This window comes from Actinomadura rubrobrunea NBRC 15275, from assembly GCF_001552235.1.
GTDB classification, from domain to species: domain Bacteria; phylum Actinomycetota; class Actinomycetes; order Streptosporangiales; family Streptosporangiaceae; genus Spirillospora; species Spirillospora viridilutea.
The window spans coordinates 12,058-37,745 of sequence record NZ_BCQU01000003.1 but is presented as its reverse complement, the minus strand read 5'-3'; the positions used below and the strand labels follow the sequence as shown (position 1 = coordinate 37,745).

Below are 25,688 nucleotides of genomic sequence, written 5' to 3'. Positions count from 1 at the left end.
TGAGAACAGGCTGGGCCTCCCCGGGATGTCGGCTCGGATTCCGCGGTACACGCAACCCGACCGACATCACCTGACGTCGAAACAGGTGCGCGGCCCTCCCCGTCTCGGGGCGGCGTCGCGCGTCAGGGCTCCACCGGCCGACGCGAGCCGGCGGAGTCGCCGACGTCACACACCGCGCCCTGCCACCGGCGCCGACGACGACGAGAAGGCGGCGACGCGTGCAGGAAGATGTCGAGAGGGAAGAGGCGGGACCGAGGAGGGGGCGGCCCCGCCTCTTTCCCGTTCAGCCGGAGACGCTCGGCCGACCGTTCTCGATGTGGCCCATCAGCCGCCGGCGGAACGACGGGTGCCCGGCGACCTTGATCTCGACGTCGTACCAGCCGTGGCGGGTGTGCCAGTTGACGGTGCGGCTCTGCCGCGGCGGGACGGTGACCTCGCGGCGCCGGTGGCCGTAGGCGAGCGACGCCAGCCGGAACCGCAGGGGCGTGCGGCCGGTGTTGCGCAGGGTGATCCGCAGGTCGCGCAGGCCGGGCGCGAGGGCCGACGACACCTCGGCGGTGTCGCGGACCGTCCCGGCGAACTCGCGGCGGAACCCGTTCGGCCCGATGAGGATCAGGTCGTAGGCGCCGCCGTTGACCGGGATCTCGGCGTGTTCGGCGCGCGCCACGTCGAAGTGGCGGGGCCGCGCGAACTCACCCTTGTACCGTGCTTTCTCCAGCGCCGCGATGACACCGGACGGACGGGGATGCGACGGCCCGATGTCCGGGCCGCGAACGCTGGCCGATGGGGACCGCGGGGTCAGTCGCAGGGACGGGCCAGATTGAAGCGCCGCGCCCGCCCCCACGACGAGGACCCCTCGGTGGTCGCGCAGATGCGGCGCGCCGCCCGGTCGACATCAGTGGGCGTCAGACGGACGACGCGGTCCTCCCCGGCGCTGGCCAGCGTGCGTCCGTCGGGGCTGTAGGCGGCGCTGCGCAACGCGCCGGTGTGGCCCGCGGTCAGCGGTTTGCCCGCCGGGAACGCGCGGGCGCGCTTGGTCACCCGCCACAGCCGCACCGTGCCGTCATCGCCCGCGCTGGCCAAGCCCTCCTCGCCCGGGCGGAACCCGACCCATCGCACCGGCAGCCCGTGTCCGGTCAACGGCCGCCGGAACGCCGTGGGACGCGCCGGATCGCGCACCTTCCACAACTGGACGGCCTGACCGGCGCCGGCCACGGCCAGGACGTCGCCGGCGGAGTCGAAGGCGCCCCAGAGGAGGCCGCTGTTGTCGCCGGTCGCGATCGGCGGCAGGGCGCGCGGGTGCGCCGGGTCGCGGACGTTCCACAACCGCACCTTGTCGTCGGCGCCGCCGACGGCGAGGACGCGGCCGTCGGGTCGGAACACGGCCCAGTGCAGTTCGGCGGTGTGCCCGGTGAGCGGCTCCCCCAGCCGGGTGGGGCGCGCCGGGTCGGACACGTCCCACAGTTGGAGGGTGCGGCGGGCCGCTCCGGTCACCAGGACGCGCCCGGCCGGATGGAACGCCAGCGCGCCGGCCGCTTCGGCGTCCTCGATGGGGATCGACGCCAGCGGGCGCGGGCGGGCCGGGTCGCGGACGTCCCACAGCCGGACGGTGCGGTCGCGGGAGGAGGTGGCGAGCGTCCGGCTGTCAGGGCTGAACACCGCCCGGATGACGGGATCGGTGTGCGCGGTGAGCGGCGGTCCCCAGGGGCGGGGGCTGCCGGGGTCGCGGACGTCCCACAGCCGCACGGTGCGGTCGTCGGCGGCGGTGGCGAGCGTGCGGCCGTCGCGCGCGTAGGCCACCGCGTTGACCGTGTCGGTGTGGCCGGTGAGGGCGGTCCGGGGCAGGTTCCACAGCCGCACGGTGCGGTCGGTGCCCGCGCTGGCCAGCCAGTGTCCGTCGGGGCTGAACACGGCGCCGGTGACGAACCCGGTGTGGCCCGCCAGGGGCGGCCCGAGCCGCGTCGGACGGGACGGATCGGACACGTCCCAGAGGCGGAGGGTGTGGTCGGCGCCGCCGGTGACGAGGGTCCGCCCGTCGGGGCTGAACGCGGCGGCGAGGATCGTGTCGGTGTGGCCGGTGAGCGGCTTGCCGAGGGGTTCGGCGTCCGCGGGGTCGGACACGTCCCACAGCCGCACCGTGCGGTCGTCGCCGACGCCGGCGAGCGTCCGCCCGTCGGGGGAGAGCGCGACCGCGTGCACCGCGCCGCCGGGGACGGTGAGCGGCCGCCGCCACGGGGCGGGATGCTCCCGGTCGGTGACGTTCCACAGCCGGATCGCGCCGTCGCGGCCCGCGGCGGCGACCGTGCGGCCGTCGCGGCTGACCGCCGCGGACTCGACCGCGTCGTCCTGCTTCTTGAGCGGCTCGCCGAGAGGGCGGGCGGCGGCGGGGTCGGACACGTCCCACAGCCGCACCGTGCGGTCGTCGCCGGACGTGACGAGCGTGGCGCCGTCACCGCCGAACGACACCGACAGCACTCGGCCGGTGTGACCGGTGAGCGGCCGCCCGAGGGCCTTCGGGCGGGCGGGGTCGGACACGTCCCACAAGCGCACCGTCCGGTCCTGGCCCGCACCGGCCAGGGTGCGGCCGTCCGGGGAGAACCGCAGCGCGTGGATTTCGCCCGCGTGCCCGGCGATCGGCGGCCCGGCGGGGCGGGGACGCGTCGGGTCGGACACGTTCCACAGGCGGACGGTGCCGTCGGCGCCGCCGGTGGCGAGGGTGCGGCCGTTCGGGCTGTAGGCGACCGCGTGCACCGCCTGGGTGTGCCCGGTGAGCGCTCGGGACAGGGCGATGTTCTGCGTGTCGAGCAGGTCGATGCGCGCCTGCCCGGTGGGCCGCATCCGGTACGCGGTCAGGGCGAGCCGGGCGGCGAGCGAGGGGTCGGTGTGCGCGACGCTGTCGGCCACGCTCATGATCCGCTCGGCCATGGCCCGGTCGCGTTCGGTCTTCGCCGCCGAACTCTGCTGGAAGGCGACCACGGCGGTCACCGAGGCGGTCAGCGCGAGCGCCGCCAGCGCGGCGACCGCGGCGCGGCGCAGGCGGGCGGCGCGCCGTTCGTGCCGGGCCGACGCGGCGAGGAAGTCCCGCAGGAGGTCGCCGAGCAGCACGTCGTCGCGGTGCCGCTCGGCCCATTCGGCGGCGGCGGCCAGGCGGCTGCCCCGGTACAGCAGCCCGGGGTCGCGCTGCTCGCGGTCCCAGGCGAGGGCGGCCTCCGCCAGCCGCTGGTGGGTGAGCAGGTCGGCGCGGTCCTCGTCGAGCCAGCGGCGCAGCCGCGGCCAGGCGTCCAGCAGCGCCTCGTGCGTGATCTCGACGGTGTCGGTGTCCAGGGTGATCAGCCGGGCGCGGGCCAGCGCGTCCAGCACCCGGTCGACGTCGGGACGGCCGGTGCCGAACTCGTCGCGGTGGACGCGCCGCTTGGTGTCGCCGGTGCCGTCCCCGAGCGCGACCAGGCGCAGGAAGACGCCGCGGGCGAGGCGCCGCTGCTCGGCGGTCAGCTCCGCGTACACGGCCTCGGCGGTGCGGGCCAGGGCGTGCCGGATGCCGCCCGCGGCCTCGTACCCGGCCAGGGTGAGGGTGGTGCCGCGGCGGCGCCGCCAGGTCTCGCGCAGCGCGTGGGACACCAGGGGCAGCGCGTTGGCCCGGCCGCCCGCGTCGGCGATCACCCGGGCCAGCAGCGCGCCCTCGACGATGCACCCGGACCGGACGGCGGGCTGGGTGATCGCCCGGCGCAGCTCGTCGGTCGTCATCGGGCCGACCGGCACCTGCGCGTCCCGCATCGCCTCGACCAGGTCCGGGTGCTGGGTGCAGCGGGCGTAGAAGTCGGCGCGCACGCCCAGCACGACGCGGGTGCGGCTGTTGGGGGCCCGGACGGCGGCGAGCAGGGCGGCGATGAACCGGGCGCGCTCGGCACCGTCGGCGCACAGCGTGAAGACCTCTTCGAACTGGTCCACCACCAGCAGCAGGTCGACGTCCGCGGGCCGCCCGGCCAGCGCCTGCAGCACCGCCAGGTGCACCGCGCGCTCGTCCTCGGCCAGCTCCTTGCGCAGCGCGGCGGCCGAGCCGCCGCCGACGGCGGCCAGGCGGGCGGCGCACTCGTCCAGCGGATGGGGGCCCGGGGTGAGCAGCACGGTGGGCCACTCGGCCCCCTCCACGGCCGTCTCCTCGCGGAGACAGGCCAGCAGCCCGGCCCGCAGCACCGACGATTTCCCGGCGCCCGAGGCCCCGAACACGGCGAGGAATCGCCCCGCGCGGACCCGCCGGACGAGATCGTCGGTGAGCCGTTCCCGCCCGAAGAACCATTGGCAATCTTCAGGCTGAAATGCAGCCAGACCCACATAAGGGACGCGTTGTCGTTCCGAAGGCGCGGAATCGTCTGCTCCGTCGGCGGCGCCCCCATCGGAATTCACGGAATCCGCGGCGGCCGCGGTTTCCACCGCGGCACGGCGCCAGCGCTCCTCCCATTCGGCGACGTCTCCCTCGCAAGCTCGGACATATGCCAGCGTCACCGACAAACTGGGCAATTTTCGTCCGGACGCGGCGTCTGCCAGCGTCGACGCCGAGTAATGCGCCCGCCGCGCCAGCTCGCGATAGGTCGGACTGCCCGCTTTCGCCCGCAGCCGACGCAGGTCGGCGGCGAAACGCGTCACCACATCGTCGCCGTTCAGCGGACGTTCAGGACGAGGCATCGCCACCCCATTTGGTCGGACTTCGCTGCGCCCATTGTCCGTGGGCTGTTGTCCGGTGTCCACTCACCGACACAGGACAACATTCGGCGGCTAGAACCGGACATGTCAGGCCCGGGCGTCGCACAAAATACGCCCGGTCATCGACGAAATCCTTCGAAAGGGGAAGAACAGGTATGCAAAAGCCGAAGTTCGCCCTCATCGCGGCCGGTGCGGTCGTGGGCGCCGGACTGGTGGCCCTCGCCCCGCCGACCGTCCCGACCGCGGCCTCCGCCACGGCCGCGACCACGGCGTCGACCACGGCGTCGACCACGGTATCGACCACGGCGTCGACCACGAGAGCGACCACGACCGCCGCGTCCACCGCCGTGGACAGCGCGCGCCCCGACCACCGGCGACACTGCCGGCACCGCGGGACGCAACGCTCCAGGGACGGCCGCGCTCTCCTGCAGTACTACGTATGCCACCGCACCCTGCCGCGCGCCCGGCACGCCGGCAAATGGACACGCGCGCGGCAGACCAGCATTCACCTACGCGTCAGGAACCTCCGGAACGACGGCAGGTGCGCCGTGGGCGTGGGCTTCATCGGCTACGACCGCCCGCGGACCATGCGCCCTCGCGTGAGGGTGCGGCAGTGCAACACCGGTCCCTGGTCGAACTGGCGGCGCAGCGGCTGGTGGAACGGGGACGAGGGCCGGGCCTTCGTCTTCCGACGCTGACGCCGGCAACCACTCGCGGTCTCCTCCTCGCCTGACCACAGGTTCCCCTCCTCCCCTCGGAGGGGAACCTGTGCGTCGTTTCATCGCACCCCTCGATGCGGACAATGTGGTGGGCGCAACCGAGACGTCCGGCCGGCCGCCTCCAGCGGCTGGCCCGACGACAGCGCCGCGTCAAGGAGAGTGCAGCATGACCGTCCCCGTCTTCGTCGGCATCGACCTCGGCACCAGCGGCGTCAAGGTGGTGGCGCTCGGGCTCGACGGCACGGTCCACGCCGAGGCGGCCCGCGAGTATCCCGTGCGCAGCCCCGCCCCTGGGCAGGCGGAGACGCACCCCGCCGACTGGTGGGACGCGGTCGTCGCGGCGCTGGGGGAGGCGCTGTCGTCCGGCAGGCTGGAGGTCGCCGGGATCGGCGTCGACGGGCAGATGCACGGCCTGGTGCTCGCCGACGAGGACGGTTCGCCGATACGGCCCGCGCTGCTGTGGGCGGACTCCCGCGCCACCTCGGAGGTCTCCGCGTGGCAGGCGCTACCGGACGAACTCCTCCACAAACTGGCGAACCCGCTTTCACCCGGGATGACCGGGCCGCTGCTGCTCTGGGTCCGGCGGAACGAACCGGCCGCGTACGAGCGCGCGCACATCGCGCTGCTGCCCAAGGACTGGGTGCGCCACCGCCTCACCGGCGACGTCGCCACGGACCCGTCCGACGCCTCGGCCACGCTGCTGTGGGACGTCCCCGGCGACCGGTGGGCCGACGACGTCGTCCGCGGCGTCGGCCTGGACCCCGGGCTGCTGCCTCCGGTGCGTCCGTCCGGCGAACGGGCCGGCGTCGTCTCGGCTCGCGGTCTGCCGAGAGTCGACGTGGGCGTCCCCGTGGCGACCGGCTGCGCGGACACGGCCGCGGCGCTGCTGGCCACCGGGCTGACCGACCCGCTCGACCCGCAGATCTCCGTCGGCACGGGCGCGCAGATCGTCCGGCCCGTGCACGACCCCGTCGTCACCCCGGACCCCCGCACGCACCTGTACCGCTCGGCCGCCGCGGAGGGCGCTCGCTGGTACGCGATGGCGGCCGTGCAGAACGCGGGACTCGCACTGGACTGGGTGCGCCGCGTGCTCGGCCTCGGCTGGGACGAGTTGTACGCGGCGGCGGAACGCCCGCCCGGCGCGGACGGGGTGACGTTCGTGCCGTACCTGACCGGTGAACGCTCCCCCGTGCTGAACGCGCACGCACGCGGCGCATGGCTCGGCCTGGACCTGGCGGGCGATCGCGCGTCCCTGGCCCAAGCCGCCGTCGAAGGCGTGGCGTTCGCGATCCGTCACGCCTTGGAAGCACTGCCGTCCGCCTCCAAGCTGGAGCACGCACGCCTCGTCGGAGGCGGCATCGCCGCCCCCGCATTCCGCACGCTGCTGGCCGACGTGCTGGGGATGCCGCTGCACCCCATCGGGGTGCGCAGCGCGTCCGCCGTAGGCGCGGCCATGCTCGCCGCATCAGCGGCAGGGCTGCCCGTACCGCCGCCCCCGGTCACCGCCGACCCGGTCGTCCACCCGACGCACCGCGCCAAGCAATACGAGCCCCTCTACCACCGCTACCGCGACCACGCCGAACACATCGCCGCCAAATAAGCCCAATCGTTGGTTCAGGGCTTGATGGCGACGGCGCCGTACATGGAGACGTCCTCGACGGACGAGCGCTTCTCCGGCGGGTCCTCGGGGCGCCACTCGACGATCGAGGTGATGCCGGGCGGCAGCACTTCAAGGCCGGTGAAGAACCGGGTGAACTCCTCCTTGGAACGCAGCCGGAACGGGACCCCGCTGCGTTCGTTGGCCGCCACGGTCTCGGCGTACTGCTCGGGGGTGAGGTGGTCGCCGGTCGCGTGCGTGATCACGACGTGGCTGCCCGGAGCGAGCGGCTCCAGCAGCCGGGCGAGGACGCCGTACGGGTCGTCGTCATCGGTCAGAAAATGCATGATCGCGACCAGCATCAGCGCCACCGGCCGCGACAGGTCCAGCGTGGCGTGCAGGTCGGGATGCGTCAGGATCTTCTCGGGGTCGCGCAGGTCCGCGTCCAGGTACGCGGTGGCCCCCTCGGGCGTGCTGGTGAGCAGCGCCCGCGCGTGGGCGAGCACGATCGGGTCGTTGTCCACGTACACGACCCGGCAGGACGGATCGATCTCCTGGGCGACCTCGTGGACGTTCCCGGCCGACGGCAGGCCCGTCCCGATGTCCAGGAACTGCCGGACGCCGCGCTCGGCCGCCAGGTACGACACCGCGCGCCGGAGGAACCGCCGGTTCTCCTGGGCGGCCAGGCGGACCGTCGGGAAAGCGGAGGCGACCGTCTCCGCGGATTCCCGGTCGACGGCGTAGTTGTCCTTGCCGCCGAGCCAGTAGTTGTACCGGCGGCTCGGGTGCGCCTTGGTCGGGTCGATCCCCGGAGGTGCCTGCTCGTCGTCCACGCTGACCTCGCTTCACGCCCCGTCCGTGCCGTCAGGGGGCGGCGTCCCTTCTGTCTCGGTTCTGTCTCGGTTCTGCCTCGGCGCCGACCACTCCCAATGTGCCCGACTTATTCAGAACATGAAACTTATAGACGAGATGGGTGGCGTGTCAGGACAAATCCAGACATGATCACATCGGTTGCGCGGTGTCGACCTGGAGGACGCGAAGGCGATGGACCTCTACTACAGCCCGTTTGACTTCGACATTCAGGAGGACCCGTACCCCGTCTACGCGCGCCTGCGCGAGGAGGCACCGGTCTACCGTAACGAGCGGGACGACTTCTGGGCGCTGTCCCGACACGCCGACATCCTCGCGGCGCTGCGCGACTCCACCCGGTTCTCCAGCGTCAACGGCCTGCGCATCGAACCCGCGTTCTGGGGCCCGGACGCGGAGAAGTTCTTCTCGTTCGTCGCCATGGACCCGCCCAAGCACACCCGCATGCGCGGCCTGGTCTCCCGCGCCTTCACCCAGCGGCGCGTGCAGGCCCTCGAACCGCGCATACGGGAGATCGCCCGCGCCCACCTGGCGCCGCTGCTGGACGGCGACGCCTTCGACCTCATGGAGTTCGCCGGCCGCCTCCCCACCGACGTGATCTCCGAGCTGGTGGGCGTCCCGGAGGCCGACCGCGACCGGCTCCGCGAGCTCGGCATGGCGATCATGTACCGGGACGAGGAGGCCACCGACCTGCCCCCCGAGGCGCTGAAGGCGATCGGCGAGCTCGTCCAGTACTACACCGAGCTGACGGCGGAGCGCGCCCGCGAACGCCGCGACGACCTGCTGTCGGGGCTGCTGGACGCCGCCGAGGGCGACGACCGGCTCACCCCCGAGGAGATCGTGGGAGTGCTGATCCTGCTGGTCGGCGCCGGCATCGAGACCACGATGCTGCTCCTCGGCAACGCCTGGCACGCCGCCTGGAAGCACCCGGCCGAACGCGCCCGCGCCTTCGCCGGACGCGTCGAGGACTGGATCGAGGAGACCCTGCGCTGGGACCCGCCCACGCAGGCCCTCGCCCGCACCACCACCGAGGACGTCGAGCTGCACGGCGTGACGATCCCGGCGGGCGGGCGCGTCCTCCTGCTGGTGGGGTCCGCCAACCGCGACCCGCGGGTGTTCCCCGACCCCGACCGCTTCGACCTCGACCGCGACACCGGCGCGTCGCTCGCCTTCGGCAGCGGCCGCCACCACTGCCTCGGCGCCAACCTGGGCCGCCTGGAGGCGCGCATCGCCCTGACGGAACTCGTGAACGTCATCGCCGACTACGAGATCGACGCCGCCGCGATGAAGCGCGTCCACTCCTCCAACGACCGAGGCTTCGCGTCCCTGCCCACCCGCATCACGGCACGCCGCTAGAACACCTTGCCCTCGACGTAGACCCAGGCGTCCTCCTGCCGGACGAAACGGCTCACCTCGTGCAGTTCGCCTGCGTGCCGTCCCTGCACGTAGTGGGCGCGGAACTCCACCGTGCCCCTGCGGTCGGACGGCCCGCCGTCGGCGACCCGCACGATGTCCAACCGCTGCCAGCGCAGGCCGGGGTCGAGGTCCAGGCTCGACGGCCGCGTCGCGGGATGCCAGGTGGCGAGCAGATAGTCGACGTCCCCTACGGCGAAGGCGCTGTACCGCGACCGCATGAGCTGCTCGGCCGTCTCGGCCTTGGCCTCCCCCCGATGCAGCCGTCCGCAGCACTCCCCGTAGGGCACCCCGGTGCCGCACGGACACAACCGCCGTTTCCCCATGCCCTCCATTCTCGGCCGCCCCAAGCCGACGCCGCGCCTCCCCCATGCGACATCACCGCCAGGAGGCCATGCTCCGCTGGGACTTGAGCGGCTACACCGAGTCCCTCACCGCCACGTCCGTGAAGGCGCGCGATTTGGACAGCAATACGGCATTACGAATCGTCCGTGGAGGGCCCGTTCACCACGCTGCCCGGCTGCCCCGCCAGCTCCATGCCTGACGCCTCGGAGGAGTTTCTTCGTTCAACCGCAGCCAGGGCCGAAACAGACGAGGCGCGCCTCTCCTCCCTCGCACCCCACGTCAGACGTCCCCAACTCGGACAGGCCGCGTCACCCGCGCTCGCGCTCTGGTGTGGGCTGCTCAGCGGGCCTCACGGGACGTGGTATCTCCACGGTCGCCGACCTCCCCCCGATGGGCCGCGGAGAAGGCGCCGCGGCGCCCCCATCCCGCACCGGGGCCGCATCGCGCCCGCGCTCAACCACCCGGGCGGCACTCACCCCACCGGGCTCCCCCTCCACGATGGCGGTCTGAATCAGCTGCGGCGAGGCTCCCCGCCTGATCCAGTGCCCTCGCCCCGGCGGCTGCTGAGACGGATAGAGCCCCGGGAACAGCTGCCCCTCGGACCGGTCGCCCGACATCAGCACCGTCGCCGCACCCGTCTCGCGGACCGCCAGCAGCAACGGGTCGTACAACCCACGTGCCGCCCCGGCCACCCGCCGCGACATTACGAGGTGCAGCCCGATGTCGCGTCCGCTGGGCACGAACGGCAGGAACGCCTCGAGCGGCTGCTGCCCGGCTGTGGCGAGCAGGTCATAGTCGTCGACCAGCACCACCACGCGCGGCCCGCCGCTCCACCGATCCTCCGGCGAGTCGGGCATCCGCGACTCGAGCTCCTTCGCGACGCCCGCGGCCAGTCCCGCGGCCAGCCGCGCGCTCCCCGCGTACCCGCCCACGTACGGCTCGGGGATCACCTCGCGCAGGCCGCGCCGCGGATCCATGACCGCGAACACGACCTCCTCCGGCGAATACCGGGCGACCAGCCCCTCGGCGACCAGCCGCAGCAGGTTCGTCTTGCCGCATCCCCCGTCCCCGAGCACCAGCAGGTTCTGGTCCTGGTCGAACAGATCGAGCGCGACCGGCTCCAGCGCGCGCTCGTCCACCCCGATCGGCACCGCGTCCGGCATCCGGCCGGGACCGGGCAGCGCCGCGGCCGGCAGCCGGTGGGGCAGGACCCGCACCGGCGGCGCGGTGGGGCCGGTCCAGGACGCGCGGATCGCCCGCGCCGCGGCCTCCACGACCCCGCCGAGGTCCTCGGTGTCGGGCACGCCGTCGAATCGGGGCAGCGCGACGTGCCCGAACAGCTTGGCGTCGGTGAGCGCCCGCCCGGGCAGGTCCGCGGAGATCGTCTCGGCGAGCTTGCGGTCGACGGCCGAGTCCGTCGGGTCGTTCAGCCGCAGCTCCACGCGCTGCCCGAAGTTCGACTGCATGGCGATGCGCACGTCGTTCCAGCGCAGCATCCCGGCGACGACGTGGATGCCGTACCCGCTGCCGCGCTGCAGCAGGTCGGAGACCAGCTCGTCGATCTCCTCGAAGTCGTCCCGCAGCGCACCGAACCCGTCGATGACCAGCAGCACGTCCGCGCACGGCAGCTCCGGCACCTTCCCCTCCGCGTGCAGCCGCCGCAGCCCGGCCACCGAGTCGATGCCGTGCAGCCGGAAGACCTCCTGGCGGTGGTCGAGCATCCCGCGCACCTCCTCGACGGTGCGACGGATCCGCTCCCGGTCGGCGCGCCCGGCGACGCCGCCCACGTTCGGCAGCCCCGCCAGCGCCTGCAGCCCGCCGCCCACCAGGTCGACCCCGTACACCGACACCTGGGCGGGGGAGTGGGTGAGCGCCAGCGACAGCACCAGCGTGCGCAGCAGCGTCGTCTTCCCCGTCTGCGGCCCACCGATGATCGCGATGTGGCCGCCCGCCGCCGTCAGGTCGAGGTCCCAGCGTCCCTGCCACTGCCGGCGCGGATCGTCCAGCACCCCGATGGGGACCCGCAGCGGCGCCACCTGCGCGGACGCCCGCATGCCCTCGCCGGTGACGCCCACCCGTCCGACGACGGCGTCCAGCGTGAGGGCGGCGGGCAGCGGCGGCAGCCAGATCGTCTGGACGCGTTCGCCGGTGAGCTGCTCGACCAGCACGTCGAGCAGCGTGGGCCCGGCCGTCCGCTCCGGCAGCCGCCCCTCCTCCTCGACGACGTCCACCCGTTGATCGACGGCCGTGTTGTAGGCGGTGTAGGGACGCACGGGCGCCGGCCCCGCCTCCTTGGGCTCCTCCACCACGGGCCCTCGGTACGGTCCGGACACGTACCCGCCTTTGAACCGCTGGTACAGGCTGGTGTCCACCTTGAGGTAGCCGAAGCCCGGCAGCGCGGGCAGGTGGAAGGCGTCCGGGGTGTCCAGGACCGTGCGGGACTCCTCCTCAGAGAACGTGCGCAACCCGATCCGGTACGACAGGTACGTGTCCAGGCCGCGCAGCTTGCCGCCCTCGATGCGCTGACTGGACAGCAGCAGGTGCACGCCGATGCTGCGCCCGATCCGCCCGATCGACAGGAACAGCTCGATGAAGTCGGGACGCGCGGTGAGCAGCTCCCCGAACTCGTCGATGATGACCAGCAGGTGCGGCAGCGGCGGCAGCTCGGGCCGGTGGTGGACGCGCTGGTAGTTGTAGTCGCCGATGTTGGCGATGTTGCCCGCGTCCCGCAGCACCTGCTGCCTGCGCTGCACCTCGCCCGACAGGCTGGCGTACGCGCGTTCGATCAGCCCGGCGTCGTCCTCCAGGTTGGTGATGACGCCCGCCACGTGCGGCAGCTTCTCGAACGGGGCGAACGTCGCGCCGCCCTTGTAGTCCACCAGCACCATCGACACCTGGTCGGGCGGATGCGACAGCGCCAGCGACAGCACCAGCGTGCGCAGCAGCTCGCTTTTGCCCGACCCGGTCGCGCCCACGCACAGGCCGTGCGGCCCCATACCGAGCTGCGCGGCCTCCTTGAGGTCCAAGACGACCGGCTGTCCCGCGTCGTCGACGCCGATGGGCACCCGCAGGAACGCCCGCTCGCTGCGCGGCGCCCACATCTTCCGCAGGTCCAGCCGCTCGGGCTCGTCCACCCCCAGCAGCCGGGTGACGTCGAGCGTCCCGCCCTGCTCGGCGGACTCCTCCACCGACTCCCGCGACAGCCGCAACGGCGCCAGCATCCGCGCCAGCCCCAGCAGCGTCGGGGCGGGCACCTGGTCCAAGGTCCCTTCGAAGGCCACCGGGGTCGCCGCCCGCAGATCCTCCACCCGCACCCGCGTGCCGTCCACGGTGATGCGGACGCCCACGTCCCCCGGCTCCTGGGTGCGATCCGCCACCAGATGGATCACTGTCGCCGCCAGCCCCGCCGGCCCGATCGTCTCGTCCGGACGCACCAGATCCGCGGCCACGCCCCCGTACAGGTCGTGCACCACCACCAGCCGCCGCAACAGCCGGTAGGCGTCCCGCTTCCCGAGCCCGCGCCGCACCTCGGTGGCGAAGTCGGTCCGCTCTTTGAGCTCGTCCGCCAGCAGCGCGCTCAACCTGCCCGGACTCGACGCGACGAGACGCAGCGGCGCCCCGCCGTCCCTCCTGTTCGGATCGAGGACGTGCGGCAGCCACTTCACCCAGTCCCAGTCGCCGATCCGGTCCTCGCCGGCGGCGACGCCGATCGCGACGTCCTCCGGGGCGTGGAAGGCGGCGAGCTGGGCCAGCAGCGCCCGCATCACCGCCAGCACGTCCTCCCTGCGCCCGATGACGCTGACGTTGCCCGCCATGTCGAGCGGCACCGTCAGCGGCATGTCCGGGGCAGAGCTGAACCGCCGGATCGCCCCCCGCGCCTCGGCCAGCATGAACGGATCGCTCGGCGCCAGCGCCGTGCCGCGCTCGCCCAGCTCCAGCTTCGGGCCCGGCATCGTCCCGGTGCCCACGCGCACCCGCAGGAAGTCCGGATCCCGCCGGCGCCGCTCCCACAGCCGCGCCGGATCCCGGACGATGTCGTACAACGCCTCAGGCGGCGGATCCAGCAGCCGCGCGCGCGTCCGCGCCTCGCGCTCCGCCCGGCCCAGCTCGTCGCGCAGCTCCTCCAAGTACTCCAGGTACCGTTCCCGCTGGCTGCGCCGCTGCCGCGACACCTGTCCCCGCCGCGACAGCAGCAAGGCCGCCCCCACCAGCACGGCGACGACGAGCATGACGGCCCCGAGCGCGATGAACGCCGGATTGCGCAGGACGGTCATCACCGTCAGCGACGCCGTCATCCCGACGATCGGCAGGATCGCGAACACCTGCCCGCCCAGTCCGCCCGCCTCGGGGAGCGTCGGCGGCGCCTCCACCTGCCTCGTCTCCTGCGGCGGCAGCGGATGCACGGTCCGCGCGGGCCGATGGACGATCCGGACCGTCACGATGCCTCCTCGCCAGCCTTGACCCGATCAGACTCGAGCTGTCACGGCACGAGAGTATTGCGCCCACCCTCCCCGGGCACCGTCCCCGCGACCCCGGCCGCAGCGGACCCGGCCAGCGGCCGGCAGACCCGCCATCTCGTGCGGCTGGAACGCTGTCCTGGGTCGGCCAGGAGTGCCCGTCCCACAAAGGAGGGATGCGTCCTCACGGCAGCGGCACCGACAAGGCGCTCGGAACACTTGGCAAGCCCTGGCTCGCACTCGCGGCTGTGAGCCAGGGCGAACCCGATCAGCTACGCCGAGTCTCTGACATCTAAGAAGAAGCGCGGCTTCGGGCAGCAGCCCGACATGACGAACGCGGCGTCCGCGGAGGTCCCGTTCACGCGCCTCCGCCCGACCCCACGGACGAGCCTGTCTTGTCGGGTGATTGGAGCAGCTCCCACGTCCGACATCGCCCCCCGCGCTCACGCCGCAGTTCCTCCTCGAGCACTTGCCCGGCAGATCGTTGAGGCGAGCTCGCGGCCGACCAGGTCGTTCACCCGCAGCTCCACGCGCTGCCCGGAGTTCGACGCGCACGTCGTTCAGCGCAGCACCCCTGCGACGACGTGGATGCCGCACAGCGGGTCGGAGACCAGCCCATCGAGGCCGACGCTGACCAACGGCAGCCGCTCGACTCCGAGCACATCGCCACCGGCGCGTTCCTCGGCTTCACCGGCCTGTGGACGGCCGACTTCCACGCCTATTCACCTCCGCCGTCGAGATCGGCGGCGGGCGGCCGGCCCGCCGCACTGGAGCCGCGGCTACGCGGGTCGAGGCCGCCCGCAACGCCCTCGCCCACGGCTTCACCACCGCCGGTCTGAGCGAGATCGTCTCATTCACCGACGTCCCCGGCGAGCGCCCGTTCCTCAACGGCCCTAGCGAGCCCGCTACTGCGCGGCCTTTCCCGAGGTGAGCCGGACCGGCAGGTAGTCGGACTCGATGCGCTGCTCCCAGCCCGCGCCGCGGACGGCCAGCGTGGTCAGCGCGAGCGGTTCCAGGGGCAGCAGCGTGCGCGGACGGGGATCGTCACTGAGAGCGGAACGGTAGGCGGTCAGCATGCCTGCGATCGCGTCCCAGAATGCGTCCTGGGCGCCGTCGGTGAGGGCACGCAGCGCGGACGCCGCGTCGCCGGCCGCGTCCTCCAGGTACTTGGCCACAAGGGCACGTTCACCGAACACGTAGTCGGCGAGGGCGTGCGCGAACCCTGCGTCTTCGGGGAGGCGATTGCCGATGAACAGGAACGCTCCGCGCTTGTGGTCCTGCCGTCCGATGATGATCCACAGGTAGAGCGCCTTGAGCCAGTCCGAGACGTGCAGCGTCCCAGCGTCGGCGGGCACGCCGTTGTAGGACACCCCGGTGCCCGTGTAAGTGATCGTGACCGACGCGGGCGCGCCCTTGGGAGCCCCGGCCAGGTACACCGCCCCCAGATTCGCCTCGGCCGCCGACAGCAGCGCCTTCCACGTGTCGTCATCGATCGCCGGATCCGCCACCGACCGCGCGCCGGCGTAGTCGAGCAGGTCCATGCCGACCATCTCCCAGCCGAAGGCGTGGTCGAACTCGACGTTCTGCTGCATGTCGACGAGGTCGGCGATCCGCTCGGCGAAGTTCTCGGTGGCGGCACGCAGGCGCTCCTCGCTGACCTCGTGACGCGCAATCCGCATGTGTGTGCTCCCGTTCTCAACTCAAGATCCGCGGTTGTGACGCGTGCCGCCGCTTCGACGGTTTCACTCCACACGCCTGCACAAGTCGCCGTGACCGGCTACGCCCGGCGGCTCCTGCCCGCACCGCCGGGTATGGCGCACTCACGAAGGATCTATCGAGGTTGGTGATTCGGATCGCCGCAGCAGTGGGATTGCCCTAGCCTTCCGCCCATGTCCGGAACGCTCACGCTGGCCAACGTCCTCGATGACGCGGCGCTACTGTCCCTGGAACACCAGCTGCGCTTGGAGGAGGTCGTCGGCCGGCACAACTGGCACATGGACCTGCGGGAAGGACTCTTCGAGTTCACCGGCAGCCGCAATCTCAGGTGCACCCGCGTCCACCTGCTCGGTAGCGCGGCCCCCGGCCCGCAGTCGTGGCTGTGGGCTTGGGCGAACCCGACCGGCTACTCCGAATCCCTGACCGCCGCGTCCGTCAAGGTGCGCGAATTCGGCCAGCAGTACGGCATCCCCGAGCTGGCGTCCGCGGAGATCCCCTTCACCGCGGTGCCCGGCGGTCCCGCCGACTTCAGGTTGGAACCGGCCCGCGTCGCCTCGACGCTTCTGGACGCGGCGAAGGTCGTGTCAGGCGTCTGGACTTCCTACCACGCCGACGTCGGCCGCGGCACGCGTGCCGCGTTCCTTCTCGAGCACCCGGAGTTCCAGCTGCCGCCGCCTGCATTCCCTCGCGTCATGCGCATCCTGCAGCAGGGACTCGCCGAGATGCCCCTCCGGGACCAGCGGCGCGCCATCCACAGCTACGCCCGCCTGCGTCAGCTCGGCGCCGCGTTCAATCACGACTACACCGAGCTCAGCATCACCGGCCCTGGCTTCGGGATCCAGGTCTCCTTCGACCCCCAAGGCCGCGTCAGCAACATGTCCGCCACCACCACCCCAGCCTGAGCCCCCGCCCGCCAGGCCTCGTCAGCCCAGCCCAATCCCCCGCTCTGCGGCGAGTACGTGCTGGTCGCGACGATGCGCCCTCAGCTGACGCCCGCACCTGTCGCGTGCACCTGGGGGCACACCGACCGAACCGGCCAGGAGCCCACATGCTCCCCGCACCAGCCTCTGCCGCGCTAGCAGTATCCGGTGGATCTTGGTGGATCCGCAGCAGCGCGGTGACATGGTGATCAGGTTTGGTGGGGCGGCATATGTGATGCCGCGCGAGTCGACCGTCGGGCGAATCCTGGTGGTCGGCACGCCTTGTGACCGTCCGAGCAGCTGCCCGGTCGGCTGCTTCGTCCGCGCTCGTTCGCCCCATTGCGCGGACTCCGGCGGCGTGCCAGCGTGCGCGCACGGTCGTGGAGTCCGCGCTGACGGTCCAGGCGGTGCGAGAGCGTCCTCACCTGAACGCAAAGATCAACTGAAAAGGGCCCAAGCGGGTTCCGGACGGGACTCCAGTGTGGCACTAAGGTCGATCTGCCTCACCTAAAGGCCGGCAGGCCCTGTCAGATCCGTACGTCTCAATCATGTACAGGTCTCTCCCGCGCAGTCTCAGTCTCCGCTCCCTTTCGCTCATGTCAGTGCGCTTCGGGGCCTTCCACCACCAGTGCGTGGCCGGCAAGTTCGGAGGTACGAATCTGGTCTCGACAGGCGGCGCATCCTCGGCCGCCTCCCGGAGGTCTTCGTCGATGTAGGCGAGATCTTCACGCCTCTGTTCGTTCATCAGATCCCACTCCCCGAAATCCTCGAGCAGGATCTGGAACGAGGAGCGGGCAAGCACCGCAGGCGCGTACCCGTCGTACCGCCCCTCAGCAGCCCAAGACGCCGCCTCCCCTAGATAGTTCTCCAGGTTCACCGGGTTGTTGCCGCTCTGCACGCCATCAGCTACTCGCTTCTTGAAGGCACGCAGCTCTTCCCCGCGAAGTCCATAGTCAGGACCGTAGACAAATCTGAGCAGCAGAAGCCGACTCAAAGCCTCGGCAAGCTGCTCCTCCCGACCACACGCCGACTGCTCAAGCAGCTCGATCACCTGCTGACGCAACTGACGCGCCGACGGAGGCTTCTGAGTGAAATCGATCTGTCTGACCACAACGAGCTGCCATTCTCTTCTGCCTGCCGCGCATGCAAGGTGTGAGAGCGCAGATACCCCGGCCCTTCAGCCGACTACGACGCTACAACCGGCCGGGTAAGTTACCGTTCGCGCGGAAGCCCCAACCGGGGGAGCTCGACGGGCTCATTACCTTTCCGCTCGTTCCAGGCTCGGTAGCATCGGACTGGCGTCCGCCCGCCGCCACAACCACTCCACCCCGCAGCTTGGTCACCAATTTGACGACTCGCTCAGCAGCAAGTTTTCGCCGATCTCTCCATGCTTCCATTCGCCGCTGCGGAGGCTTAGGAAATGCAGCCCACATGAACCATTGACACCGCCCTCTCCTGACTACTGCGTCCGACAGACGGACGAACTTGTGGATCATGGCTGCTTCGCTCGAGTCGTCCTTTGTGGTGTCAATCCAAGTCGGGGAAGCCAGATAGCTTTGCCAGATTCACGCTGCAGAGCCTCATAACACAGATTGCCCGTCTCATCAAGGCCAAAACCGCGACGCAGTGCATGCACCAACGTATCGACAAGCTGCTTGAGTTGCCCGTCAGATGGCGGCCACGTCATCCTGCATTCCAGCTTGTTATGCCCGTCGGGCGCATCTACGTGGCGCCAACTCGCCGCCCAAGATTCCTGCATCCCCTCAGAAAGAGATTCCGATACGCGCGCCGCAGCAGAGTCATCTTCCACCAACACGACCGCTAGTTCGCGCTCTTCCCGAGAGAGCAGTACATACTGACGATGGTCCGCCCCACTGGAAGCTGACAGAGTGATTTCGATTCCGGAATCAAGTCCAGCAATCTCCTTGGCGAGTCGATCCGCCAGTACCCGCCAGTCCAGATCGTTCAGCTGTTCTCGATCCACTGGGGCCCGCGGCTCATCCTGCAGATAATCAACGAAGCGACCGCGACGAATTCCAAGCCCATCTACGTCGATATACCCCGATCCTTCACTCGAGAAGAGGCTACCGCGCTCAAAGAGAACAATCAGCGGCTCGAACGGGTCCGGCAGCTCAGAAGGAGCCTTTCCCGCCCTTTTCAACGTCGCGAAATGCAGGGCTCGTTCACAGAAGCGTATCGTCGGCAGGCTGAGGAAGATCGGCAACCCCTTATCGAGCTTGGCCAGCACCTCCTCGTCCGCTCGAACGGATGGATCAACGAGTGCCGCTACATCAAAAAAGGGCCACTCAGTGGAGTTGAACTTTTTGGCCCACAATGCAGCGCGACGGAGAAATTCCTCCAGAAGACGCGCCTACGACACCCGCTGCCATGCCTTCTCTTCCCACTGAATGGAAAGTAGGCGGCCAAGCAGCACCTCAACCGGATCGACCGTTATCGCATGCTCCTCCACGTTGTTCCCCCTACTAGGCGAGCCGTCCCATGTATTCATTCGTGGCGATAAATATCCTGACGAGAACCGCGGAGTTGCGTACACCGATCGTCGTCTGGGGGCCACGCCACCGAACCTCAGGGAATTCTCCCGGCAGACGATCGGTCGGGTCACCGAGTACGGTTGCAGCGGCGGCCACAGTCTCCACAAAGACGTCCTGCAGCAAAGCTCGTTCTTCTGGAGTGTCATCGATGAACGAACAAACAGCCCCATAAATGGCCGAAACTCGACCATCATCGGTGCAGTACACGTCTCCAGTGGCCATGCCGAACTGGGTACCGAGACGCATACCCAGTTCGTGCTGGTACTCGATATTCCAGCCAAGGTCGCCGAGCATCGGAGTTATGTCCGCCCGACGCCACGACCACTCCAGCCCTCGCAGCTTCGTCACCAACTGGGCGGCTCGGTCAGCAGACAGTCTTCGCCGATCCTCCCTGACTTCATGCGCCACACACGTTCCGCAACCGTCGCACTGACATATCAGGCCACCGAAGACAACACATTGCCGCCTGGAATCAGGTTGCGATCAAAAGCAATCACCGTGGCCGAAGCCCGAGGCCACGGAGTTCGATAGGCTCCCCGCTTCGTTCATTCCAGGCCTGGTACCGCCAATGAGAGATGTCGTCGATGCCATACCCGTCACGTAGGGCGATAACGATCGCTCTAGCCAAGTCGCGGTACTGCTTGGAGGTCGCCGGCCAGCCAAGCGATTGCCACCAATTGTCGTGAGGACCGCGGGGCGGATTCCAGCCAGCATCCATGATGGCTTCCTCACCGCGAGGCGTGGCCCGCACCCGCTCGTCCAGAAAGCCGTTGTACACCACGTACCCCACCAGCTCACCGCTGGACTGGGCGAACTGCACGTAACGGCTCTGCTTGCCCTCCCCTGGTTCTGAGATCACAACGAGTGCGCCGGCGGGAAGTTTGGCAAGCTCCTCCGCCAAGGCGGTGATGAAATGCTCCCAATCCATCCTTGCTACAACCCCTTGCTTGCAGCCCAGTCCATCTCATCCATGTACTCGTTGGTGGCAACAAATATCCTGACAAGAACTGCGGAGTTGCGGACACCGATCGTCGTCTGGGGGCCACGCCACCGAACCTCAGGGAATTCTCCCGGCAGACGATCGGTCGGATCACCGAGTACGGTTGCAGCGGCGGCCACAGTCTCCACAAAGACGTCCTGCAGCCAGGCTCGTTCTTCTGGAGTGTCATCGATGAACGGACAAACAGCCCCATAAATGGCCGAAACTCGACCATCATCGGTGCAGTACACGTCTCCAGTGGCCATGCCGAACTGGGTACCGAGACGCATACCGAGTTCGTGCTGGTACTCGATATTCCAGCCGAAATCGTCGAGGATCGGACTGATGTCCGCCCGACGCCACGACCACTCCAGCCCCCGCAGCTTCGTCACCAACTGGACGACTTGCTCGGCAGACAGTCTTCGTCGCTCCTCCATGACTTCATCCTAGCGGGCATCAAGTCCGACGATCCGCCTTGGTTTGAACGGTGCACCATCACGACTCAAATTGAACTGGGCCCACGTCGCCTTGCCAGAGTTGTCGACACGGACAAGATAGTAGTCAATTTCCAGCGTCCCGTTGTCGAGTGCCTCCTTGAGCTGCCGACTGACTTCCGGATTGGCTTCGAGAGCCGCACGAAGGTCGGGGTCTATCGCGAGCAGCGACCTCAGATATTCGGGAGTGCCCTGCTGCGCCTTCTTCCCTCCCTCGACGAGCCGGGCCCCGAGCTGGGAATACCCACCCTTGGCCTCTACGATGACGAGGCGTGGCGGATTCTCTTTGGTGAGCGCCGCGGTGACATCGAGCGTGCCCGATCGTCCAGGCCCGTCGTTCAACGGAGTCAATTGGATGGCATTCCGCTGCCGGACGAAGTCTTGGGCCGCCGCCATCCCCATCCGCTCGCTCGTGCGCACCATCGACTTTCCGATGGCGTTGTCCCTGACCGCAAGGCGCTCCAGTTGGTCCAACTGCGCCAACTTCTCGGCCTTCTCAGCGGCGGAGAGGCCGCCGTCTTTGAGGACGGCCCGACGCAGACTCAGCATTCTCTCGGGAAGCTTAGCGCTACTCAGCTCTTTATGCTCTTCTATGCCGAAAACCTCCATCAGAGGCTCCTTCTGGCTGCGGAGCGAGTCTCGTTGGCCTGCCAACTGAGCACGCTCCTTGACCAGCTCGGAGATTTCGGCAGCAACCTCCGGACTCGGCATGTATTTCTGCGTTGGCCCCAAATCGGCTTTGTAGTCGAACGGCCGCTTGGCAAAAGGATCCTCGACGAATCGGCCGTTCTCGCCGTGCAGGCGGTGAGTGTATTCGTTTCGGAAGGTATTCGGCGGGTCGCCGTCGAAGTGGAGCTTTCCGTCTTCGGTTCGATACGTCCCCTCGGGGTCGTCTGGATGGTGCAGCCGGCCGTCGTCACCGCGCTGCAGCTCAGCGAGTTTTCTGTCCTCGCCACCATTCGCGTCGGGCGCGCGGTTGGGCGGTGTCTCCTCCGATACCGATCCATGCTCGGTGTCGGGACCGCCGTTCTCGGCGTCGCGTCCGGCTGGGGCGGCAGGTTCTCCGTCGTGGTCACGCGGAGCACCGGGTTCGCCGTCGGAAGGTTGTGAGTCTTTATGGCCGCCGATGGGCTCGTCGCCCTTCCCGACCGCGCCCGAGGTGGGTGCTTCGCCGCTGGGGGTCTTGGCCGGTTCTGTCTTAGGAACACCACCGGCCACCGTCTGGTCGGCGGTTCCGGGAGCTTCGGGGCCACCGCTGGTGTTCGTCAAGTCGTCGCCAGGCGTTCGGGGGCCGTGAGGATTCTGGAGCGGGTTGTGGGAGCTGTTGATTTCGTGGGGGGTCGTGCGCGGAGGGGCTCCGGCCAGGGCGGGTTCACGGGGAGCGGAGTGGGCGGTGTTCGGGCGGAACGTCGGATCGGTCGCAGGTCGGCCGATGGGCTGCACGTGCTTGACCTCGCCGATGGCTCCGCCGGGGGTGCTGTAGTCGCCCAGGCCGGGCTTGGCGGGCTTGGGTTCGGGGATGGACGTGAGTTTGGGAAGGTCGGCGTCGAGGCGGGGGGCGATGCGGTTGCGGGCGAGGTTCCACGCGCCGCCGCCGACCTTGCCGAGGGCGGTGAAGGGGTCGACGGCACGGCCGACCACCGCCGCTCGTTGCAGGCCGCGGCCGACGGCGCTGGACGCCGGGCCTCCGGTCTTCTTGACACTGGCGAGCAGCAGAGCGTTGCCGAAGACCTGGCCGGCGGCACGGCCGGGGTCGCGCTTCCATTCGTCCCACGCGACCAGGCCCTTGGCCTGTTCCTTGTGGGAGTTCCAGACGAAGCTGCGGATCTTCGGATCGAGCAGCGCCGCCGCGCCGCCCGGAGCCGTGATGAGCGCGGAGGCCAAACTGAATTTGCCGATCTGCGTCCAGGCCGCTTTCGCTGTCTCCCAGCCCTGCAGGCCGACGAGTGCGGAGAAGTTGCCCCAGGTGACGTCCCAGAAGCCGAGCCCGAAGCTGCGCAGGAATCTGCCCACGCCCCTCCAAGCGTCCTTGTACCAGGGCAAATCGGCCTTCTCCGGGGTGCCCCACGGCGGCGTGGTCGGGGCGGCGGCTGCGCCGCTGGGTGGAGCGGGCGGACGGCCGCCGTACGTGGCGTAGATGGCGCTGGCGCACTGCTGTTCGGCGGCTGACAGCGCCATGGCCTGGGCGCGGACGGCGGCCTCGATCCGGTTGTTCTCCTTGACCAGGTCCTCGTCCTCGGTCCAGTCGGCCCCTTCGGCTTTGATCTTGGCTTCGAGTGCTGTGGCCTCGCCGTACAGGTCCTGGAGCCGGGTCTTGATGGGGCTCACCGCGTCGGCGTACTGCTCGAGCGCGTAGGCGACCTTCCGCAGCCGACCGGCGAAGTCGGCGGTGCCGGTCTGCACGGGGAGGGTCGCCTGGCGCAGCTCCTCGGCCTCTGGGGCGGTGTACACGCGCGGGTTGAGGCCGTGCGTCCACGCGAGGTGGACGTTCTCGCCGGTGACGGAGATGGAGTGCGCGGCGCTGCGCAGCCGCGAGGCCTGGGCGTACACCTCGGCGGTGTTGAGCTTCGCGATCATCGTCGCGATGCCGGCGGCGTTGATCACTTGTCGCGCCCCTTTCGCAGCAGGTCCTCGGGGCGGGGGGCCTTCAAGGCCATGCGATGCGCCCGTTCGGCCATCTCCTCGTCGCCGGCCACATAGGCGTTGGCGGCCAGGGTGAGACCGCGAATGCAGTTGGAGGTGCGTTTCGCCAGCAGCGGCAGGGTGAACAGATGGTGCTGACCGAATCCGGTCACGGCGGCTTGGACCACGTTGCTGCCTGAGGCTTCGCCCGCGGCGTCGAGGGCGTCGGCGTAGGTCTTGGCGTGCTTCTCCAAGGGCTCGATCGCCGCAATGGTCTTCGAGATGGTGCTGCGGATCCCCGGCAGATCGATGTCCCAACCCCGTAGTGTCACCCGAGCTCCCCCCGCACGGTCGACAACTGCGGCGATCAAGAGTAAAGCGGGCGAGTCGGGAAGCGAAGGCCCAAACTACGGCGTGTCGTCGTTCATCGCGTTACGTCCCGTTATGAATTATTGGGACGCTTAGGGCGGAATCTATCGGGTTGGAAGTTGGCCGGCGGGGGCTCCTGCCGATTGCGCGGACGGGACGGCGTCTGCCCGATGAGTTCGGTCAGCTGCTTCAAACACTCGTTCATCTGCTCGGTCTCGTCGGCGAGAACCTGTGCGAGTTCGTCCGGTGTGGTGATCGTGACCTGGTCTTCTGCGGGCTGAGGCTCGTCCGCTTTGTCCGACTCGGACTCGTCCGGAGACCACGTGAACTTCACTTCCACCTCCAGCGTCAGATCACTGGATATCAGCACGAGAGTGTCAGAGGTAGCCGTTAGGGTCGCCTTGATGATTTCCGACGAATCCGCATCACGTCGCCCGTGCGGTCGGTCCGCCGCGCCCGTGGAGGAGGACGAGACGCGGTGAGCAAGAACATGGTCGCGCTGCTGAAGAAGCCGCTGGACGAGGAGGCCGTCGCGGCCGCCATGGTGGCGGCCGGGCCTGACGTCCACGCGACCGCTATCGGGGACGGCGGCGCCCTGCAGCTCTGGGACCGCGAGGGCGGCCAAGTGGTGGCGCTCGTCGAGGCCCCGATCCTGGTGCGGGTTCCCGGGGAGCTGGAACGCCTGCTGGGGCAGGAGGTGGCGCACCTAGAACCGCCGATTTGGTGGTTGGAGGTGCACGCCTCCGAGGAGGTGGAGGGCTCCGAGGTGCCCGCCCTGCGCTTCGCCGCCGAGCTGTCGCTACGGCTCGACGGAATGGTCTGGATGGACGACCCCGCCTACGCCGAGACGGCGGGGTTGAGGAGCCGGTGATGGAGCACCCAGCGCTGGATTTGTGCACTGACCTCACCGGGGTGCTGCTCGTGTACCGTCCGGTGATCTCGCTCTCGGTGCGGATGGCGGAGGCCTTGCGCTTCTGCGCCGAGACGGAACGGCGGCTCGTGATCTCCGTATGCTCCGGAGCCCGGTTGACGTTGCCGCTGAGGCTGATGCTGGGCCCGTGGGCGCAGTGGGCGGTGAAGGGCGCCGACGGGACGTACTACGACGGGTTGGACGGCACCGTGCTGACCTGGGACGGTGCAGCCTTCGTCCCGCGGTCCGGTGAGGGGGAGGCGGTCGTCCACCCGGAGTTCTCATCCGGCCCGCCGCCGGAGGGGCTGCAGCTGCTGGTGACGGCGACCGTGCGGCACCCGCCGACAGAGCGGTTGACGCTCGGAGAGGTGACCGAAACCCTGCATCGGGAGCTCACCGGGAGCGCCCCCGGCGGGTGGGGCGTATGCGAGCCCGCCGCCAATCCGTGGCAGAAGGACGCGCTGACCGCGCTGTGCCGGGAGCGTTCACCGCAGCGGGTCCAGCTCGTCTGCGTGGCCGATCCGCGTGCCGACCGCCCGGCGATCGGCACGTTGGAGGTCGACCGGTCCGCCTCGGGCGTCGAGGAGACCGCGACCGTCGCCGTGGGCCTGCGGGCGGACGAGTCCGTGCCCGACCTGGCGGGCCTGGCCGACGCGATCGGTTCGCGGTTCGGCCTCGTCTCGATGACGGCGCAGGCGATGCCCGGTCGGCGCGACCTGACGACCGAGCCTCGGTTCACCGGTATTCCCGCGCCGGTGGGAGTGGCCGTGACGGCCGACGCGGTGCGGCAGATCCGCCGGTCCGGAACGCCCGACGTGGCGGGCACGCGATTGCGCGACCTGGGCGGGGGCGGCGCCTGGTACGAGGTGGGCAATGGCCGCGATCCCGCCGACTGGGCGAAGTTCCAGGCCGTGATGGCGCATTACGGAGCGGCGGAACCGTGATCAACAGTGCGACGCCGAAAAGGAAAGCGTATCTAGGCCCCGAGATGGCCGGTCAGTGGGCCTTCTATGACAGATGCGACGTA

General features: G+C 70.0%; 20 protein-coding genes. 5 read left to right on the top strand and 15 right to left on the bottom strand.

Features of this window, described 5'->3' with window-relative positions:
- Positions 1-283: 283 nt before the first annotated feature.
- Together AR3_RS31625 and AR3_RS01535 are read right to left on the bottom strand one after the other, a co-directional pair.
- Entirely contained in the window at positions 284-844 is a 561-nt protein-coding gene (locus tag AR3_RS31625; RefSeq protein ID WP_227023298.1) for a phospholipase domain-containing protein, read from the bottom strand.
- Entirely contained in the window at positions 799-4,683 is a 3,885-nt protein-coding gene (locus AR3_RS01535) for an nSTAND1 domain-containing NTPase (RefSeq protein WP_169803770.1), read from the bottom strand. Before AR3_RS01535 ends, AR3_RS31625 begins: the two co-directional genes overlap by 46 nt.
- Before the next feature lie 903 nt (positions 4,684-5,586).
- On the opposite strand from AR3_RS01535, the gene AR3_RS01525 reads away from it, so the two are divergent.
- The gene (locus AR3_RS01525; RefSeq protein WP_067907173.1) at positions 5,587-7,020 is read left to right on the top strand and encodes a xylulokinase; all 1,434 of its coding nucleotides are present in this window, start codon (positions 5,587-5,589) and stop codon (positions 7,018-7,020) included.
- A 14-nt stretch (positions 7,021-7,034) separates the two neighbouring features.
- Here AR3_RS01525 and AR3_RS01520 read toward each other — a convergent pair whose 3' ends face one another.
- Positions 7,035-7,850, bottom strand: a complete 816-nt coding sequence (locus AR3_RS01520) for an SAM-dependent methyltransferase (RefSeq protein WP_067907171.1) — start codon at positions 7,848-7,850, stop codon at positions 7,035-7,037.
- A gap of 178 nt (positions 7,851-8,028) precedes the next feature.
- Between AR3_RS01520 and AR3_RS01515 the strand changes: the two genes are divergently transcribed.
- On the top strand, positions 8,029-9,240 hold the full coding sequence (locus tag AR3_RS01515; protein ID WP_227023297.1) for a cytochrome P450: 1,212 nt from the start codon (positions 8,029-8,031) through the stop codon (positions 9,238-9,240).
- Here AR3_RS01515 and AR3_RS01510 read toward each other — a convergent pair.
- The 4 genes from AR3_RS01510 to AR3_RS01500 form a co-directional block, all read right to left on the bottom strand.
- Complete coding sequence (locus AR3_RS01510) at positions 9,237-9,623, bottom strand: YchJ family protein (protein WP_067907314.1); 387 nt, start codon at positions 9,621-9,623, stop codon at positions 9,237-9,239. The two genes, AR3_RS01515 and AR3_RS01510, sit on opposite strands and share 4 nt — an antisense overlap.
- A gap of 327 nt (positions 9,624-9,950) precedes the next feature.
- Complete coding sequence (gene eccCa, locus AR3_RS01505) at positions 9,951-14,081, bottom strand: type VII secretion protein EccCa (RefSeq protein WP_083950829.1); 4,131 nt, start codon at positions 14,079-14,081, stop codon at positions 9,951-9,953.
- Positions 14,082-14,659: 578 nt separating this feature from the next.
- Positions 14,660-14,815, bottom strand: a complete 156-nt coding sequence (locus tag AR3_RS30165; protein ID WP_157406596.1) for a hypothetical protein — start codon at positions 14,813-14,815, stop codon at positions 14,660-14,662.
- Positions 14,816-15,004: 189 nt separating this feature from the next.
- Complete coding sequence (locus tag AR3_RS01500; protein ID WP_067907169.1) at positions 15,005-15,778, bottom strand: Imm49 family immunity protein; 774 nt, start codon at positions 15,776-15,778, stop codon at positions 15,005-15,007.
- Positions 15,779-15,988: 210 nt separating this feature from the next.
- On the opposite strand from AR3_RS01500, the gene AR3_RS01495 reads away from it, so the two are divergent.
- Positions 15,989-16,717, top strand: a complete 729-nt coding sequence (locus tag AR3_RS01495) for a DUF6882 domain-containing protein (protein ID WP_067907167.1) — start codon at positions 15,989-15,991, stop codon at positions 16,715-16,717.
- 505 nt (positions 16,718-17,222) lie between these two features.
- Here AR3_RS01495 and AR3_RS01490 read toward each other — a convergent pair.
- From AR3_RS01490 to AR3_RS01465, 8 genes are all read right to left on the bottom strand, one after another.
- Complete coding sequence (locus AR3_RS01490; protein WP_146150345.1) at positions 17,223-17,786, bottom strand: hypothetical protein; 564 nt, start codon at positions 17,784-17,786, stop codon at positions 17,223-17,225.
- 441 nt (positions 17,787-18,227) lie between these two features.
- Positions 18,228-18,983, bottom strand: coding sequence for a TY-Chap domain-containing protein (locus AR3_RS30160; RefSeq protein ID WP_146150344.1), 756 nt, complete (start codon positions 18,981-18,983; stop codon positions 18,228-18,230).
- 235 nt (positions 18,984-19,218) lie between these two features.
- Complete coding sequence (locus AR3_RS30155; protein ID WP_227023296.1) at positions 19,219-19,635, bottom strand: DUF6301 family protein; 417 nt, start codon at positions 19,633-19,635, stop codon at positions 19,219-19,221.
- Positions 19,636-19,780: 145 nt separating this feature from the next.
- Positions 19,781-20,215, bottom strand: a complete 435-nt coding sequence (locus AR3_RS01485; protein WP_067907163.1) for a TY-Chap domain-containing protein — start codon at positions 20,213-20,215, stop codon at positions 19,781-19,783.
- Between the two features lie 5 nt (positions 20,216-20,220).
- A complete protein-coding gene (locus AR3_RS01480) occupies positions 20,221-20,703 on the bottom strand; it encodes a DUF6301 family protein (protein WP_067907161.1) in 483 nt (160 codons plus the stop codon).
- Positions 20,704-20,712: 9 nt separating this feature from the next.
- Positions 20,713-23,364 (bottom strand): hypothetical protein, encoded by a 2,652-nt coding sequence (locus AR3_RS01475; protein ID WP_067907159.1) that lies wholly within the window; start codon positions 23,362-23,364, stop codon positions 20,713-20,715.
- On the bottom strand, positions 23,361-23,714 hold the full coding sequence (locus tag AR3_RS01470; RefSeq protein ID WP_146150342.1) for a DUF6507 family protein: 354 nt from the start codon (positions 23,712-23,714) through the stop codon (positions 23,361-23,363). The genes AR3_RS01475 and AR3_RS01470 overlap by 4 nt, the downstream gene beginning before the upstream one ends.
- A gap of 110 nt (positions 23,715-23,824) precedes the next feature.
- Complete coding sequence (locus AR3_RS01465) at positions 23,825-24,121, bottom strand: hypothetical protein (RefSeq protein WP_067907156.1); 297 nt, start codon at positions 24,119-24,121, stop codon at positions 23,825-23,827.
- 108 nt (positions 24,122-24,229) lie between these two features.
- Between AR3_RS01465 and AR3_RS01460 the strand changes: the two genes are divergently transcribed.
- Together AR3_RS01460 and AR3_RS01455 are read left to right on the top strand one after the other, a co-directional pair.
- Entirely contained in the window at positions 24,230-24,622 is a 393-nt protein-coding gene (locus tag AR3_RS01460; protein ID WP_067907155.1) for a hypothetical protein, read from the top strand.
- Positions 24,622-25,605, top strand: a complete 984-nt coding sequence (locus AR3_RS01455) for a DUF6177 family protein (protein WP_106259027.1) — start codon at positions 24,622-24,624, stop codon at positions 25,603-25,605. The genes AR3_RS01460 and AR3_RS01455 overlap by 1 nt, the downstream gene beginning before the upstream one ends.
- Positions 25,606-25,688 lie beyond the last annotated feature (83 nt).

Excerpts from the sequence above, each read along its gene's own strand:
- AR3_RS01500 (WP_067907169.1), bottom strand. The coding sequence starts at position 15,778 with ATGCGGATTGCGCGTCACGAGGTCAGCGAGGAGCGCCTGCGTGCCGCC.
- AR3_RS01510 (WP_067907314.1), bottom strand. The coding sequence starts at position 9,623 with ATGGGGAAACGGCGGTTGTGTCCGTGCGGCACCGGGGTGCCCTACGGG.
- AR3_RS01455 (WP_106259027.1), top strand. The coding sequence starts at position 24,622 with ATGGAGCACCCAGCGCTGGATTTGTGCACTGACCTCACCGGGGTGCTG.
- AR3_RS01535 (WP_169803770.1), bottom strand. The coding sequence starts at position 4,683 with ATGCCTCGTCCTGAACGTCCGCTGAACGGCGACGATGTGGTGACGCGT.
- AR3_RS01525 (WP_067907173.1), top strand. The coding sequence starts at position 5,587 with ATGACCGTCCCCGTCTTCGTCGGCATCGACCTCGGCACCAGCGGCGTC.
- AR3_RS01480 (WP_067907161.1), bottom strand. The coding sequence starts at position 20,703 with ATGGAGGAGCGACGAAGACTGTCTGCCGAGCAAGTCGTCCAGTTGGTG.
- AR3_RS01495 (WP_067907167.1), top strand. The coding sequence starts at position 15,989 with ATGTCCGGAACGCTCACGCTGGCCAACGTCCTCGATGACGCGGCGCTA.
- AR3_RS01485 (WP_067907163.1), bottom strand. The coding sequence starts at position 20,215 with ATGGATTGGGAGCATTTCATCACCGCCTTGGCGGAGGAGCTTGCCAAA.